Genomic DNA, 13409 nt, shown 5'->3' with positions numbered 1-13409 from the left:
GGCGGGTGAGAGGGGGTACGACCGACGCTTACTCAGCGTCTTCATCCGATTTTAACGAGACCGGACGAGCGGGCACTACGGTGGAAATGGCGTGCTTATATACCATTTGAGTCACAGTATTGCGTAGCAGAACTACGTACTGATCGAACGACTCTATCTGGCCTTGAAGCTTGATGCCGTTGACGAGATAAATAGAAACAGGAATATGTTCCTTACGTAGGGCGTTTAGAAATGGGTCTTGTAATATTTGCCCTTTGTTGCTCATTGGTTATGCTCCAATTATGTTGTTTTTTCAGGTTAATCTATCGTAGGTATACTTTACAGGGTTTTCCCGCTAACCGCATCCAAAGATGCGACCTACACTGTATTTTGTTACTTAAACTAACGTTTTGCCTTCCATTACCGACGCAAGCGTTGTAATTAACCGGTCACATTGCTTCTGGCTACCTACAGTGATACGCAAGTAGTTTTGAATACGAGCTTGTGAGAAATGGCGCACTAAAATGCCTTGTTCACGTAACGCCCTTTGCAACTGGACCGCTTCGTGCTGAGGATGGCTGACAAATACGAAGTTGGTATGAGAGGGCAGCACATTGAAGCCCAGCTCGGTTAAGCGCTGACTTAAATCAGTACGCGACTGAATAATACCTTCACACGCTTTTTGTAAATGTGGCTGATCCTTAATCGCCGCCGTTGCGCCAGCCTGTGCCAAGGCATCCAGCGGATAAGAATTAAAGCTATCTTTCACTGCAATAAGGCCCGCCACGATTGCTTTGCTTGCAACAGCAAAGCCCACTCGCAGACCGGCTAAGGCATAGGATTTCGATAAGGTCTGTACCACAACAACATTATCGTATTTGGATAGCAATGCAATGGCCGACTTACCGCCGAAATCAATATAGGCCTCATCCACCACCACTACCGAGTCTGGATGAGCCTGAAGCATGGCCTCAATTTGCGCTAAGCTCAGTAACAAGCTGGTCGGCGCGTTTGGGTTGGCGAGCAGAATACCAACGGGGGCCTGCTCTCGCGGCTTAATGTAATCGTCTACACGAATACTAAAATCGTCGGCCAAAGGCACGACCTCGAATGGCACCTGATAGTAGCGACAATAGGTGGTGTAAAAGCTATAACTGATATCAGGGATAAGTAGCTTTCTACCTCCCCGCAGAAATAAGGCACTAAATATATGAGCCAGCACCTCGTCTGAACCATTACCCACAAAGACATTATCGGCGTCTACATTATGCAGCTCGGCGATAGCTTCGCGTAAATCGCGAGCTTGATAGTCTGGGTATAGGCGCAACGTTTCTGAGGCGGCTGCCTGAATGGCCTCAATGGCCTTGGGGGAAGGCCCACAGGGATGCTCATTCGTATTAAGCTTCAGCAGGTTATCAAGTACGGCCTGCTCACCCGGTACGTAAGGCTGCAAAGCGCTTAAATGATCACTTAAAAGACGGCTCACTTCTTCTCCGTAAGATAAGGGTTGCGAGACGATTTCATTTCTATACGCAGCGGCGTACCTTCCAGATCGAAAACCTCACGAATACGACCTTCTAAGTAACGCCTGTAGGAGTCTGAAATAGCCTCTAAAGCATTCCCGTGCACGATAACCAAAGGTGGGTTTTGACCACCTTGGTGCGCATAACGCAACTTAGGCCTAAAGATACCTTTACGCGGAGGCTGTTGCTGCTCAACAGCGTCATGTATTACGCGCGTTAGCTGCGGCGTTGGGAGACGGCGGAAAGCGGCTGCATGGGCTTTACGCACCGATTTCATGACCGGATTAATGCCCTGACCTTTCAGTGCCGAAGTCGTGTGAACTTTCGCGAAATTCAAAAAACGCAACTTACGATCGAACTCACGCTGAACCCACTCACGCTTGTAGCTATCCAAGTCGTCCCATTTATTAATCGCCACTACCAACGCCCTGCCCGTCTCTAGCACAAAGCCTGCGATACTTGCATCTTGGTCAGAGATCTCCGTTTGTGCATCAAGCATTAACAGCACGACATTACAAGCCTCAATAGCCTGCAAGGTTTTAATTACCGAGAATTTCTCGATGGTCTCAAAAACCTTGCCTCGACGTCTAAGGCCCGCCGTATCAATTAACGTGTAAGGAACGCCATCACGTTCGAATTCAATTTCAATGGCATCGCGTGTGGTACCGGGCTGATCAAAGGCAATGACCCGCTCTTCACCCAGCAAGGTGTTAATGAACGTGGACTTCCCCACATTAGGGCGTCCAACGATTGCTAGTTTGATACGATGATTGGTATCGGCGTCGATATCCACCGCATTTTCATCGAACACCACTTCTTCAGGCTGCTGCTCAGGCATCGGAACCAAACCTAACGCTTCCTCAATGAGCTCACCCACCCCATCCCCATGGGATGCGGAAATCAGGTGAGGCTCGCCTAAGCCTAACTCGTGAAAGTCAACCGCCGCAGCGCCATAACGCATGCCTTCTGCCTTGTTGACCGCCAACACGACAGGTTGACCCGAGCGACGCAGTAACTGAGCAATATCATAATCGAGTCGGTTAAGTCCTTCACGAGCATCGACTAGAAAAATCACCACATCAGACTCTGCAATGGCCTGATGCGTTTGCCGAGCCATTTCGCGCAGCATCCCTTCTTTAGATACCGGTTCAAAACCGCCAGTATCCACGATGAGATAAGGGCGTGACCCCATGCGCCCTTCACCGTAGTGACGGTCGCGTGTCAAGCCAGGAAAGTCAGCCACTAAAGCCTGACGCGAACGAGTCAGGCGGTTAAATAACGTGGATTTGCCGACATTAGCGCGGCCGACCAACGTTACAACGGGTTTAAATGCGATGCGATTCAATTGACGCCAACCAATACCAAATTACCGTTGCGTGCCTGAACTAGCACACCACGATCACTCCCTATTAAGGGGGATGTTATTGCACCGCCACCCACACTAACACGTCCTAATAAACGGCCATCGGTGCGAGACAACAAATGCACAAAACCTTCATAATCACCCACGGCAAGAGCCTGAGGAACTACGGCAGGTGCGGAAAGTTTACGGTTTCTTAAGCCGTCTTGCGTCCAAACGGGAGTTCCATCACGCAAGTTAAAGGCATGCAATACATCACGCCTGTCTGAAGAATACAAAAACTGAGCGTCTGAGGCGGGCCCTACGCTATTGGAAAACTCTTTATCCCATACGGGCACACCGCCTTGAGAGACATCGAAGCAGACAATACGCCCCTGATAGGCCGCTCCACATAACAACGGCCCTTGTAGTTGCGGCGCACCTACCACATCAATGATGCGTTCAAGATCGGTAGCGCCTTGAGAAACGGCCACCGTTCCTTCCCACTGGACTGCCCCACTACGCGCATCGATGATCATTAAGCGACCATTCGGCATACCCGAAATGAGTAAGCCATCAATCATTTCCATTTGAATGTTGGTTTTCAAAGCCAGAGCAGGGCCGGGACGCTGTAGACTCCAGAGCAAATCTCCCGTACGAGCATCAAAAGCTTGTATACGATAATCACTACTACGAACGGCAACCACACCACTGCCAACAATCGGTGGAACTGAAACTTCACTGGCCGCTTTGGCCGTCCACATTTCAACACCTTGGTCGTTTAATGCAATCACAGTCCCGTCAGCCGAGGCCACGGCGACCGTGTTTCCATCGGCTCCGACCCCTGCAGACAGCTTTTTATTAACGTTGCTCGTCCACAATGTTCGTCCACTGGCAATATCTACTTTTACAACCTGCCCGCCTTGTGAAGCTGCGTAAACATGGCTGTTAACCACTGTAGGGGCGAAACCAAAACCCGCGCCGCCACTTAAGGACACTGTCCACCGCACCCCTGCGGAAACCCCAGCCTCGTAGGATGCCAAAGGCGCTGGCTCGTAACGAGGGTCCTTGCTAGAAAACATAGAGCAAGCAGTAAGAGCCGTTAAGCCAAATACAATGGCGGTGCGTTTGGCTATATTTTTAACTGATGAACGTGATGTCATAATTATTGCTCTCCAATCGCATCGAGTTTTAGCTGAACAATTTGTGAAACAGGGTCACCATTTAACGCTGTAAGTGCCTTCTCCCATTCAGTCTGAGCTTGCTCAAATTGCTCTTGGGCCGCATACACGTCGCCACGTCGATCGGCATATAAACCCTCAAAGGAAGCCGGTGCATTACTTAAGTTGCTCAAGGCCAACTCGTAATCGTTAAGTTCAAGCGCGACTCCGGCAAGTCGTAATCGGGCGAGTGCGACCAATGCCGACTCTTGGCCATTCTTAACAAGCCATTCAAGTTGCTCTTTAGCTGCCTCAAGCTCACCACGCTCTTGAAATGCCCAGGCGGCAATAAGAACGCCGCGACCAGTGTAACCAGACCGTGCAAAATCAGATCGCAAGGTTTCGCTGGCTGCCGTAATACGTGCGTGGGCTTCAGGCGTGTTCTCACGACTTGCGCTCTCTAGTGCCTCGAAGTAACTCATTGCCTGTGTGTTCTGGCTACTTTGATACCACTGCCATCCGCGCCAACCTAATATGCCTGCCGCCACAGCAAAGGCAAGAATCACGCAAACCGTGCCATAGCGAGCCCACCAATCACGTATGGCGTCTAGCTTTTCCTGTTCTTCTAAATCGTAGGCCATGCTTTACATCCTTGCTTTCAGTTCTGTAGCTAATTGTTCAAATGCGATGCTTTGCTGCTGCTCGTCTGCGGTTATACCATCAGTACGTAGCCATTTCACGCTGGCAGACTTCGATGCCAGCTCGTTCTCGCCGATAATGACAGCCACAATGGCCCCACTATTATCAGCGCGTTTAAACTGCGATTTAAACCCCGTTGAGCCTGCGTGCACAATAACGCGTACACCGTGGTCTCGTAGCTGCTCGGCAAGCACCGCTGCTTGACGTTGAGCGGCCTCACCCTGATGAACCATGTAAACCTCGCATTCGGGCTGAACTTGCTCGGTGGCTTCTTGAGAACACAAATCAAGCAAACGCTCTACGCCGATAGCAAAGCCCACAGCCGGAGCCGACTTACCACCGAGCAATTCAATTAGCCCGTCGTAACGCCCACCACCACATACGGTCCCCTGGGCGCCAAGTCTATCAGTCACCCATTCGAAAACCGTGAGATTGTAATAATCCAAGCCGCGCACCAAACGCGTATTAAGCGTGTAAGCAATACCGGCATCATCCAATCGGCCGCAAACCCCTTGATAGTGCGCCAATGATGCTTCACCCAGAAAATCAAAAAGCCGCGGAGCATTATTGGCCATGTCTTGCATGACTGGATTTTTGGTATCCAATACACGTAAAGGGTTGGAATACATCCGTCGCTGCCCTTCCTCATCCAACACGTCTTTGTGTTGCTCAAGGTAAGTCACCAATGCTTCACGATGCGCCGCACGCTCATTCGCTTGGCCCAACGAATTAATCTCAAGACGAATATCACGTAGCCCTAGAATTTTCCAGAGCCTATTCAACATTAAAATAAGTTCAGCATCAACATCCGGCCCCGGTAACCCCAAAGCCTCGACGTCAATTTGATGAAACTGGCGATAGCGACCCCTCTGAGGGCGTTCGTGCCTAAACACAGGGCCCATTGCATACACACGATGAGGGCGATCATAAAGCAAATTATGCTCGATCGATGCCCTAACCATACCGGCTGTAAATTCGGGTCTCATGGTGAGCTTATCGCCGTTCAATGAGTCGGTAAATGAGTACATTTCTTTCTCGACGATATCAGTGACTTCACCGATACCACGCGCAAAAAGCTGAGTGTGCTCGAGCACCGGCGTGCGCATATTTCGATAACCGTAACTCGCCAACCATTGGCGTACGGTTTCTTCCAATTGCTCCCATTGAGCACTTGTGTCGGGAAGAATGTCTTTCATGCCAGTCAAGGCGCGGAGCTTTTGAAACGACTGCGTCATAACTCTTCTTTATCTATTCTTACTATTAAACCCTGACGGGGAGTTAGTTTGGTCGATTACCGTACCTACGCTCGACGTAGTTCAGTACGATATCTTGAAATTCTTTAGCGATCGTATCGCCCTTTAATGTCACCACTCGTTCGCCATCAACATACACTGGCGCCGAAGGAACTTCCCCTGTTCCGGGTAAGCTGATACCAATGTCGGCGTGTCGGCTTTCCCCTGGGCCGTTAACCACACACCCCATTACCGCAACATTCATCGTTTCAACACCAGGGTAATGGGTTTTCCATACCGGCATCTGTTCGCGTAGATAGCGCTGAATATCATCAGCCAACTCTTGGAAAACCGTACTACTGGTGCGCCCGCACCCTGGACAAGCAACAACCATAGGCGTAAAAGCACGTAAACCCATCGTTTGAAGGATTTCCTGAGCCACGATAACTTCGCGAGTTCGATCGCCCCTCGGTTCCGGCGTGAGCGAGATACGAATGGTATCGCCTATGCCCTGTTGCAGCAACACGGATAACGCTGCCGTTGATGCCACGATCCCCTTACTACCCATGCCGGCCTCGGTCAAACCTAAATGCAGTGGGTAATCACAACGTGATGAAAGGTCTTGATAGACGGTAATTAAATCTTGCACATGGCTGACTTTGCACGACAACACAATATTGTTAGGCGACAAACCAAGCTCTTCTGCCCGTCGTGCATTACTAATAGCAGAAATAACCAAGGCATCGCGCATTACTGCTTGCGCGCCCCATGGCTGAGCCTGCTTATTATTGTCATCCATCATGCGAGCCATCAGCTCGTGATCCAAACTACCCCAATTAACACCTATTCTGACGGGCTTATCGTAACGACAGGCCACCTCGATCATTTTGGCGAAATTATCGTCGCGACGCTTCCCTCCCCCCATATTTCCAGGGTTAATTCGATATTTAGACAGTGCTTGCGCACAATCAGGATAGTCGCTGAGTAGTTTATGGCCGTTGTAATGAAAATCACCAACCAAGGGGACATTAACCCCCATACGATCAAGTTGCTCACGTATGGCGGGCACTTCTTTAGCCGCTTCAGGCGTATTAACCGTGATACGAACCAATTCGGAACCAGCCAACGCTAGCTCTTTAACTTGAATGGCCGTAGCAATGGCTTCAGTCGTATCGGTATTTGTCATGGATTGCACCACAACAGGCGCTTGCCCACCGATCACCACCTTATTTTCGCCCCAAGAAACCGTTACCGCTCGAGTCATTGAACGTGGGTTTGCTCCGATCTGTAGCGGGGCCTCATTCGCGAAAGGAGTCAGGATTTGCGTCATTGTTTAAGATCTTTAAGCCAGTCGAATAACAACCACGAGTCTGGAATCCAGCCTCGATCTAATGCGTAAAACACCACCACCAATAGCAGGACGCCGATTATTAACATCCATCCCCAAGCTCGCTGTTTTGGCTCGGCATACAGTGGCATATCGGCGCTTACCCACGAGGCATCAGCGCTACGTGCGATAGCGGGCATGGGTGCCGTTCCTGCTTGCTGATCAAGCATGGACAGCACAGCATGTTCGTCAGTGTTCAAATAACGGGCGTAATTGCGAACCATACCACGCAAGGCCGCGCCCTGAGGCAAACGTTCGAAATCATCCGACTCTAAGGCCTTAATTTGCGCCGATGAATACTTTAGACGGGCCGAAACATCAGCAACGGATAATCGACGTGACTCGCGCAATTGGCGTATAAATGCACCCACATTACTGACAGCCGGCGACGCCGCATCTTGGAAATCTGACGTAGGGGGCTGGCTCATTAGGATTCCTGCTTAAGCATGATGGTGCCGCGCTCGGGTAAACGCTGATCAATGCGTGTCCGGTCACGAATATCGCCTGCCAACTGCCCACACGCCGCATCAATATCATTGCCGCGTGTTTTTCGCACCGTCGTGATGACTCCCCCGTCCATCAACTGTTGAGCAAATTCGCGAACTCGCTGATTAGAGGAGCGCTTTAATCCTGACTGCGGAAAAGGATTAAAAGGAATCAAATTGAATTTGCATTTCACTTCACGGGCAATATCGAGCAGTTGCTTCACATGCAAGTCGCTGTCGTTAATACCGTCAAGCATAATGTATTCGAAGGTAATGAAGTCACGCGGTGCATGTTCTAAATATCGGTTACAGGCATCAAGAAGTTCGCGCAACGGATGCTTGCGATTCAACGGCACCAACTTATCTCGCAATTCATCGTTGGGAGCATGTAAAGATACGGCCAGTGCTACGGGGCAATCTTGAGCCAATCGGTCCATGAAAGGAACCACACCCGATGTGGATACCGTTACGCGACGACGCGACAGCCCATAGGCATTATCATCAAGCATTAACCGCAACGCAATTAATACTTGATCGTAATTCAATAGTGGCTCGCCCATTCCCATCATGACCACATTGCTTACGACCCGATGTTGGGGAGCGGACGAGTTCGCGTTAATACGCGAACTATCAGGTTCTTGCATGAGCGCTCGTCGCGCGTGCCATAACTGGGCGATAATTTCGGCTGCCGTTAAGTTACGATTAAAACCTTGATAACCTGTCGAACAAAACGGGCATGCCACGGTACAACCCGCTTGGCTGGAAATACATAAGGTTCCTCGATCATCCTCAGGTATAAACACGGTTTCCACCGAATTGTTTTTACCTACATCGAACAACCACTTACGGGTGCCATCGGCAGAACGCTGCTCATGTACAACATCCGGTGCGTAAATGGAGCAGTGTTCTGACAATTGCTCGCGAAAACTCCGCGCCAAATCTGTCATTTGTTCAAAATCATCCACCCCTCGTTGGTGCATCCAACGCTGCAACTGACGAGCACGAAACGGCTTGCCACCCCATTGGGCGACAAGCTCGGTTAATTGCTCGGGAGCATAACCTAATAAATTAAGAGGAGTAGAAGTAGTATCAGACATATGACAATTTTTTGGCGCAGAGTAATCAGCGCGTTTTTAGCAATTAACGGCTGTAGACTTGGCTTGCCGGAAAGAAGTAAGCAATTTCAACTGCAGCCGTTTCAGCAGCATCTGATCCGTGAACAGCGTTCGCGTCAATGCTTTCAGCGAAATCAGCACGAATGGTGCCAGCTTCAGCTTCTTTGGGGTTTGTAGCACCCATTAATTCGCGGTTTTTTAGAATAGCGTTCTCGCCTTCCAACACTTGCACGAACACAGGGCCTGAGATCATGAACTCAACAAGATCGTTGAAGAAAGGACGCTCTTTGTGCACAGCGTAGAAACCTTCGGCTTCCGCACGGGATAAATGCACCATGCGAGCCGCAGCAATGCTAAGACCAGCCTGCTCAAAACGAGCCACAATTTGACCAATTGCGTTTTTTGCTACAGCATCGGGTTTAATAATAGACAGTGTACGTTCAATAGCCATGTAAAATTCCAGAATAAACGAAGAGTGTAGTCGTTCGCCCCCTTTATAGATGGAGAAAACGACCGATTAAATACAAGCGTTGTTTTTAACAATAAAAACAACCACTTTTAAAGCTTTTACGGCAACCGACCATTTTACCATGCCCACGAAGCATCGCAGCATCATAAAATGATTGCTTTTTGTACCTTATTTTTCGGCACACATAAGCGCCCTTTGGCGTGAAAAGCTGTGCTGCTATAACTCGCAACACAATGACTAAAACATCCCCTACCCTTAGTCCAGACCAACTCGCAAAAAGTTTCGAGCCCAATGAAATTGAAGCTCGATGGTACGCACATTGGGAGCGCAGTGGTTTCTTCAATAGTGGCCAACACGTAACGCCACAGGCCGACCACCAAAGCCAACCTTTTGTTATCCAGTTTCCCCCACCAAACGTCACGGGCACCCTACATATGGGACACGCCTTTAACCAGACGATTATGGACGGCTTAACTCGATATCACCGTATGCGTGGCGATGACACCGCCTTTATCCCAGGAACCGATCATGCGGGTATTGCCACACAAATCGTGGTTGAACGTCAACTTGATGCGCAAAACGTGTCGCGTCACGACTTAGGTCGGGAAAAATTTGTCGAGAAAGTTTGGGAGTGGAAAGAGAAATCTGGCAGCGCCATCACCGAGCAGTTCCGTCGACTAGGCTCTTCCTGCGATTGGGATCGTGAATACTTCACGATGGATGACAACCTTTCTGTTGGCGTTGCAGAGGTCTTTGTACGCCTATACGAACAGGGTCTAATTTACCGTGGAAAACGTCTAGTAAACTGGGATCCTGTTCTGGGTACGGCCGTTTCAGACCTTGAGGTGGTTAGTGAAGAAGAGGATGGCCACATGTGGGAAATTCGCTACCCACTTACCCAAGCCATCGATGGCCTTAGTCATTTAGTTGTCGCCACCACGCGCCCAGAGACCATGTTAGGCGACGTAGCGGTTATGGTACACCCCGACGACGAGCGCTACCAACACCTGATCGGAAAAACCGTCACTTTGCCGTTGGTAGGACGAGAGATACCGATTATTGCCGATGACTACGTAGATCAGGATTTCGGAACAGGCGTCGTCAAAGTGACTCCTGCGCATGACTTCAATGACTATGCCGTAGGACAACGCCACAGCCTTCCGCTAATTAACATCCTAAGCTTAGACGCCAAAATAGCCGATGATGCCCCCGAAGCCTACCGTGGACTAGACCGTTTTACTGCACGAGATAAAATCGTTTACGACTTAGACTCGATGGGCCTGCTTCAACACGTTAAAGCCCATAAGTTAATGGTGCCTCGCGGCGATCGCACTAACACTATTATTGAGCCCATGCTGACAGACCAATGGTTTGTCGCCATGAGCAAAGCTGCTCCTGCCGACAGCTTGCATCCCAGCAAAAGCATTACAGAAGTCGCCCTTGATGTGGTGGCCGACGGACGCATCCAGTTTTACCCAGAAAACTGGACCAACACCTACAATCAGTGGCTAAACAACATTCAAGACTGGTGTATTTCACGCCAGCTTTGGTGGGGCCACCAAATTCCCGCCTGGTACAGCGAAGACGGTCAAATTATTGTTGCTCGCACTGAAGCCGAAGCACAAGAAAAAGCCAAAGCCGCAGGGATCACAGGTAGCCTACGACGCGATGAAGACGTTCTCGACACCTGGTTTTCGTCGGCTCTGGTTCCATTCACCGATTTAGGATGGCCTACCCCTTCAGCCGACCTCGATAAATACCTCCCGTCTAGCGTACTGGTTACCGGTTTCGACATTATCTTTTTCTGGGTTGCCAGAATGGTGATGATGTCGATGCACATGACAGGAAAAGTACCCTTCCGAACGGTCTATGTACACGGCCTGGTGTGTGACATGGAAGGTAAAAAAATGAGTAAATCTCGGGGCAACACCATTGACCCCGTTGACCTCATTGATGGGATTGACCTCGAATCCTTAATTGCCAAGCGCACGACTGGTTTAATGAACCCGCGCCAAGCACAAAATATTGAGAAACGTACTCGCAAAGACTATCCCGATGGCTTCCCTGCATACGGCACCGACGCCTTACGCTTCACGATGGCTGCTTACGCCACATTGGGCCGTAATATCAATTTCGACTTAAAACGCTGCGAAGGCTACCGCAACTTCTGCAATAAGCTATGGAACGCCACGCGATTCGTATTGATGAATACGCAAGATCACGCCCTAGGCGAAAACCAAGGCGTTAGCGATTTATCAGTCGCCGATCGCTGGATTATCAGCCAGTTACAACGCCTTGAAAGTAACGTAGAACGTGGTTTCACCGAGTACCGCTTTGATAACATTGCCAACTCAATTTACCACTTCGCTTGGGACGAATACTGCGACTGGTATCTAGAGTTAGCCAAGGTTCAAATTCAGCAAGGAACCCCAGCCCAACAATTGGGCACTCGCCGTACACTCATCGCTGTTTTGGAAACCTTATTGCGCCTCGCGCACCCCATCATCCCCTTTATTACGGAAGAGCTGTGGCAGAAAGTGGCTGTCGTAGCCGGCAAACGAGGCGCAAACGAAGATACCAGCATCAGCTTGCAGCCCTACCCAGTGGCCGATCTCGGTAAAATTGATGAGACTGCCGAGGACGCCATTGCCGAACTGAAAGCACAAGTGGATGCCATTCGTGCGTTACGGGGAGAAATGAACCTTTCTCCGGCAGAGCGTGTCCCCCTGCTTGCTCAAGGCAACGAGGCCACCCTTAAGCGCAACAGTCCTTACTTGCGAGCGCTCGCCAAACTGGAAAGCGTAGAAATTCATGAGTCGCTACCTGACCTAGGCGCCCCTGTGCAAGTCGTGGGCAGCACTCAACTTATGCTGCAAGTAGAAATCAATATTGCCGAAGAAACCGCACGGCTAAACAAAGAGATCGAACGCCTACGTACAGAAATTGCTAAAGCAGAAGGCAAGCTCGCTAATGCCAGTTTCGTAGAGCGCGCACCCGCCGCTGTGGTCGAGCAAGAACGTTCTCGTTTAAGCCAATTTGGCGCAACACTTGTTAAAGTAGAAGCTCAACTGGAACGCTTATCAAGTTAAGCATAAGGTTTCTATAAAAAACAAAAATGCCGCACATTCCATAGTATGTGCGGCATTTTTTATTCTTAAACGCATCAACAAATCAGAGCAAACAAATCAACTTATAAGCCTTTTAAAAAGCACTCATCAGCTTCGCTTAACAAGCCAAGCTCTCGCGCCTTAAGTAATAAGTCGGGTCGACGTTGGGCCGTTAGTTTCAACGACTGCTGACGACGCCATACATTGATATGCTGATGATTACCGGATAGCAAAACCTCGGGCACCTTCACATCACGATAGCATTCAGGCCGTGTGTAATGCGGGCTATCTAAAAGTCCGTCGTTGGACTCATGAAAGGAATCTTGCGCCGCTGAGAGCTCGCCATTTAATGCACCCGGCAACAAACGCACTGCGCTATCAATCATTGCCGATGCAGCAATTTCACCGCCTGACAACACAAAGTCGCCCAACGAAAGCTCTTTGGTAACTCGGCTATCAATAAAACGCTGATCGACACCTTCATAACGACCGCATATGAATATCGCACCCTCGCTTTGAGCCAAAGACTGTGCCGTGGCTTGGGTAAACAACTCGCCCACAGGACTGAGCAGAATTACCTCTGGCGACTCGGAGTACCCGTGCTCACGACGGTGAGCTACAGCCTCGTCCAACGCCGCATCCAGCGGAGCAGCAAGCATCACCATACCCGGCCCACCGCCGTAAGGGCGATCGTCCACGGTACGATGCACGTCTGCCGTATAACTGCGGGGGTTCCATGTATGCAGGCTCCAGAGCTGCTTCTTAATTGCTCTAGCGCTTACGCCCTGCTCTGCGAGCATAGCCAACATGTCAGGAAATAATGTGACGACGTCAATACGCATAATAACGCTTTGCCTTATGACGATATCAGTCTAAAAATAACGTAGCCTGATAAAACTCGCCTAGATTAGGTA

12 protein-coding genes are annotated in these 13409 nt (G+C 49.9%); 1 reads left to right on the top strand and 11 read right to left on the bottom strand.

Annotated elements, in window-relative coordinates; genetic code table 11:
- Positions 1 to 28 precede the first annotated feature (28 nt).
- From hfq to ndk, 10 genes are all read right to left on the bottom strand, one after another.
- Complete coding sequence (gene hfq, locus AC2UZI_RS06590; RefSeq protein ID WP_486943013.1) at positions 29 to 265, bottom strand: RNA chaperone Hfq; 237 nt, start codon at positions 263 to 265, stop codon at positions 29 to 31.
- Positions 266 to 376: 111 nt separating this feature from the next.
- The gene (gene hisC, locus AC2UZI_RS06585; protein ID WP_486943012.1) at positions 377 to 1465 is read right to left on the bottom strand and encodes a histidinol-phosphate transaminase; all 1089 of its coding nucleotides are present in this window, start codon (positions 1463 to 1465) and stop codon (positions 377 to 379) included.
- The gene (gene der / locus AC2UZI_RS06580) at positions 1462 to 2838 is read right to left on the bottom strand and encodes a ribosome biogenesis GTPase Der (protein ID WP_486943730.1); all 1377 of its coding nucleotides are present in this window, start codon (positions 2836 to 2838) and stop codon (positions 1462 to 1464) included. Before der ends, hisC begins: the two co-directional genes overlap by 4 nt.
- A 5-nt stretch (positions 2839 to 2843) precedes the next feature.
- Positions 2844 to 4004: an outer membrane protein assembly factor BamB gene (gene bamB, locus AC2UZI_RS06575; RefSeq protein ID WP_486943011.1), complete on the bottom strand. Its 1161-nt coding sequence runs from the start codon at positions 4002 to 4004 to the stop codon at positions 2844 to 2846.
- A gap of 2 nt (positions 4005 to 4006) precedes the next feature.
- Positions 4007 to 4642, bottom strand: coding sequence for a YfgM family protein (locus AC2UZI_RS06570; protein ID WP_486943010.1), 636 nt, complete (start codon positions 4640 to 4642; stop codon positions 4007 to 4009).
- Between the two features lie 3 nt (positions 4643 to 4645).
- A complete protein-coding gene (gene hisS / locus AC2UZI_RS06565; RefSeq protein ID WP_486943009.1) occupies positions 4646 to 5935 on the bottom strand; it encodes a histidine--tRNA ligase in 1290 nt (429 codons plus the stop codon).
- Between the two features lie 43 nt (positions 5936 to 5978).
- A complete protein-coding gene (ispG, locus tag AC2UZI_RS06560; protein ID WP_486943008.1) occupies positions 5979 to 7262 on the bottom strand; it encodes a flavodoxin-dependent (E)-4-hydroxy-3-methylbut-2-enyl-diphosphate synthase in 1284 nt (427 codons plus the stop codon).
- Complete coding sequence (locus tag AC2UZI_RS06555; protein ID WP_486943007.1) at positions 7259 to 7747, bottom strand: helix-turn-helix domain-containing protein; 489 nt, start codon at positions 7745 to 7747, stop codon at positions 7259 to 7261. Before AC2UZI_RS06555 ends, ispG begins: the two co-directional genes overlap by 4 nt.
- Positions 7747 to 8901 (bottom strand): dual-specificity RNA methyltransferase RlmN, encoded by a 1155-nt coding sequence (gene rlmN / locus AC2UZI_RS06550; RefSeq protein ID WP_486943006.1) that lies wholly within the window; start codon positions 8899 to 8901, stop codon positions 7747 to 7749. Before rlmN ends, AC2UZI_RS06555 begins: the two co-directional genes overlap by 1 nt.
- Positions 8902 to 8944: 43 nt before the next feature.
- Positions 8945 to 9370: a nucleoside-diphosphate kinase gene (gene ndk, locus AC2UZI_RS06545; RefSeq protein WP_486943005.1), complete on the bottom strand. Its 426-nt coding sequence runs from the start codon at positions 9368 to 9370 to the stop codon at positions 8945 to 8947.
- Positions 9371 to 9621: 251 nt separating this feature from the next.
- Between ndk and AC2UZI_RS06540 the strand changes: the two genes are divergently transcribed.
- A complete protein-coding gene (locus AC2UZI_RS06540; protein ID WP_486943004.1) occupies positions 9622 to 12477 on the top strand; it encodes a valine--tRNA ligase in 2856 nt (951 codons plus the stop codon).
- Positions 12478 to 12578: 101 nt separating this feature from the next.
- On the opposite strand, the gene trmD is transcribed toward AC2UZI_RS06540, so the two are convergent.
- Entirely contained in the window at positions 12579 to 13337 is a 759-nt protein-coding gene (trmD, locus tag AC2UZI_RS06535) for a tRNA (guanosine(37)-N1)-methyltransferase TrmD (RefSeq protein WP_486943003.1), read from the bottom strand.
- Between the last annotated feature and the right edge of the window lie 72 nt (positions 13338 to 13409).

The sequence above is a fragment of the Paenalcaligenes sp. DL 463 genome (assembly GCF_057475185.1).
The sequence above is the reverse complement of the archived record's forward strand: the minus strand, read 5'-3'. Positions and strand labels throughout refer to the sequence as shown.

Excerpts from the sequence above, each read along its gene's own strand:
- hfq (WP_486943013.1), bottom strand. The coding sequence starts at position 265 with ATGAGCAACAAAGGGCAAATATTACAAGACCCATTTCTAAACGCCCTA.
- bamB (WP_486943011.1), bottom strand. The coding sequence starts at position 4,004 with ATGACATCACGTTCATCAGTTAAAAATATAGCCAAACGCACCGCCATT.
- AC2UZI_RS06570 (WP_486943010.1), bottom strand. The coding sequence starts at position 4,642 with ATGGCCTACGATTTAGAAGAACAGGAAAAGCTAGACGCCATACGTGAT.
- hisS (WP_486943009.1), bottom strand. The coding sequence starts at position 5,935 with ATGACGCAGTCGTTTCAAAAGCTCCGCGCCTTGACTGGCATGAAAGAC.
- ispG (WP_486943008.1), bottom strand. The coding sequence starts at position 7,262 with ATGACGCAAATCCTGACTCCTTTCGCGAATGAGGCCCCGCTACAGATC.
- AC2UZI_RS06555 (WP_486943007.1), bottom strand. The coding sequence starts at position 7,747 with ATGAGCCAGCCCCCTACGTCAGATTTCCAAGATGCGGCGTCGCCGGCT.
- rlmN (WP_486943006.1), bottom strand. The coding sequence starts at position 8,901 with ATGTCTGATACTACTTCTACTCCTCTTAATTTATTAGGTTATGCTCCC.
- ndk (WP_486943005.1), bottom strand. The coding sequence starts at position 9,370 with ATGGCTATTGAACGTACACTGTCTATTATTAAACCCGATGCTGTAGCA.
- AC2UZI_RS06540 (WP_486943004.1), top strand. The coding sequence starts at position 9,622 with ATGACTAAAACATCCCCTACCCTTAGTCCAGACCAACTCGCAAAAAGT.
- trmD (WP_486943003.1), bottom strand. The coding sequence starts at position 13,337 with ATGCGTATTGACGTCGTCACATTATTTCCTGACATGTTGGCTATGCTC.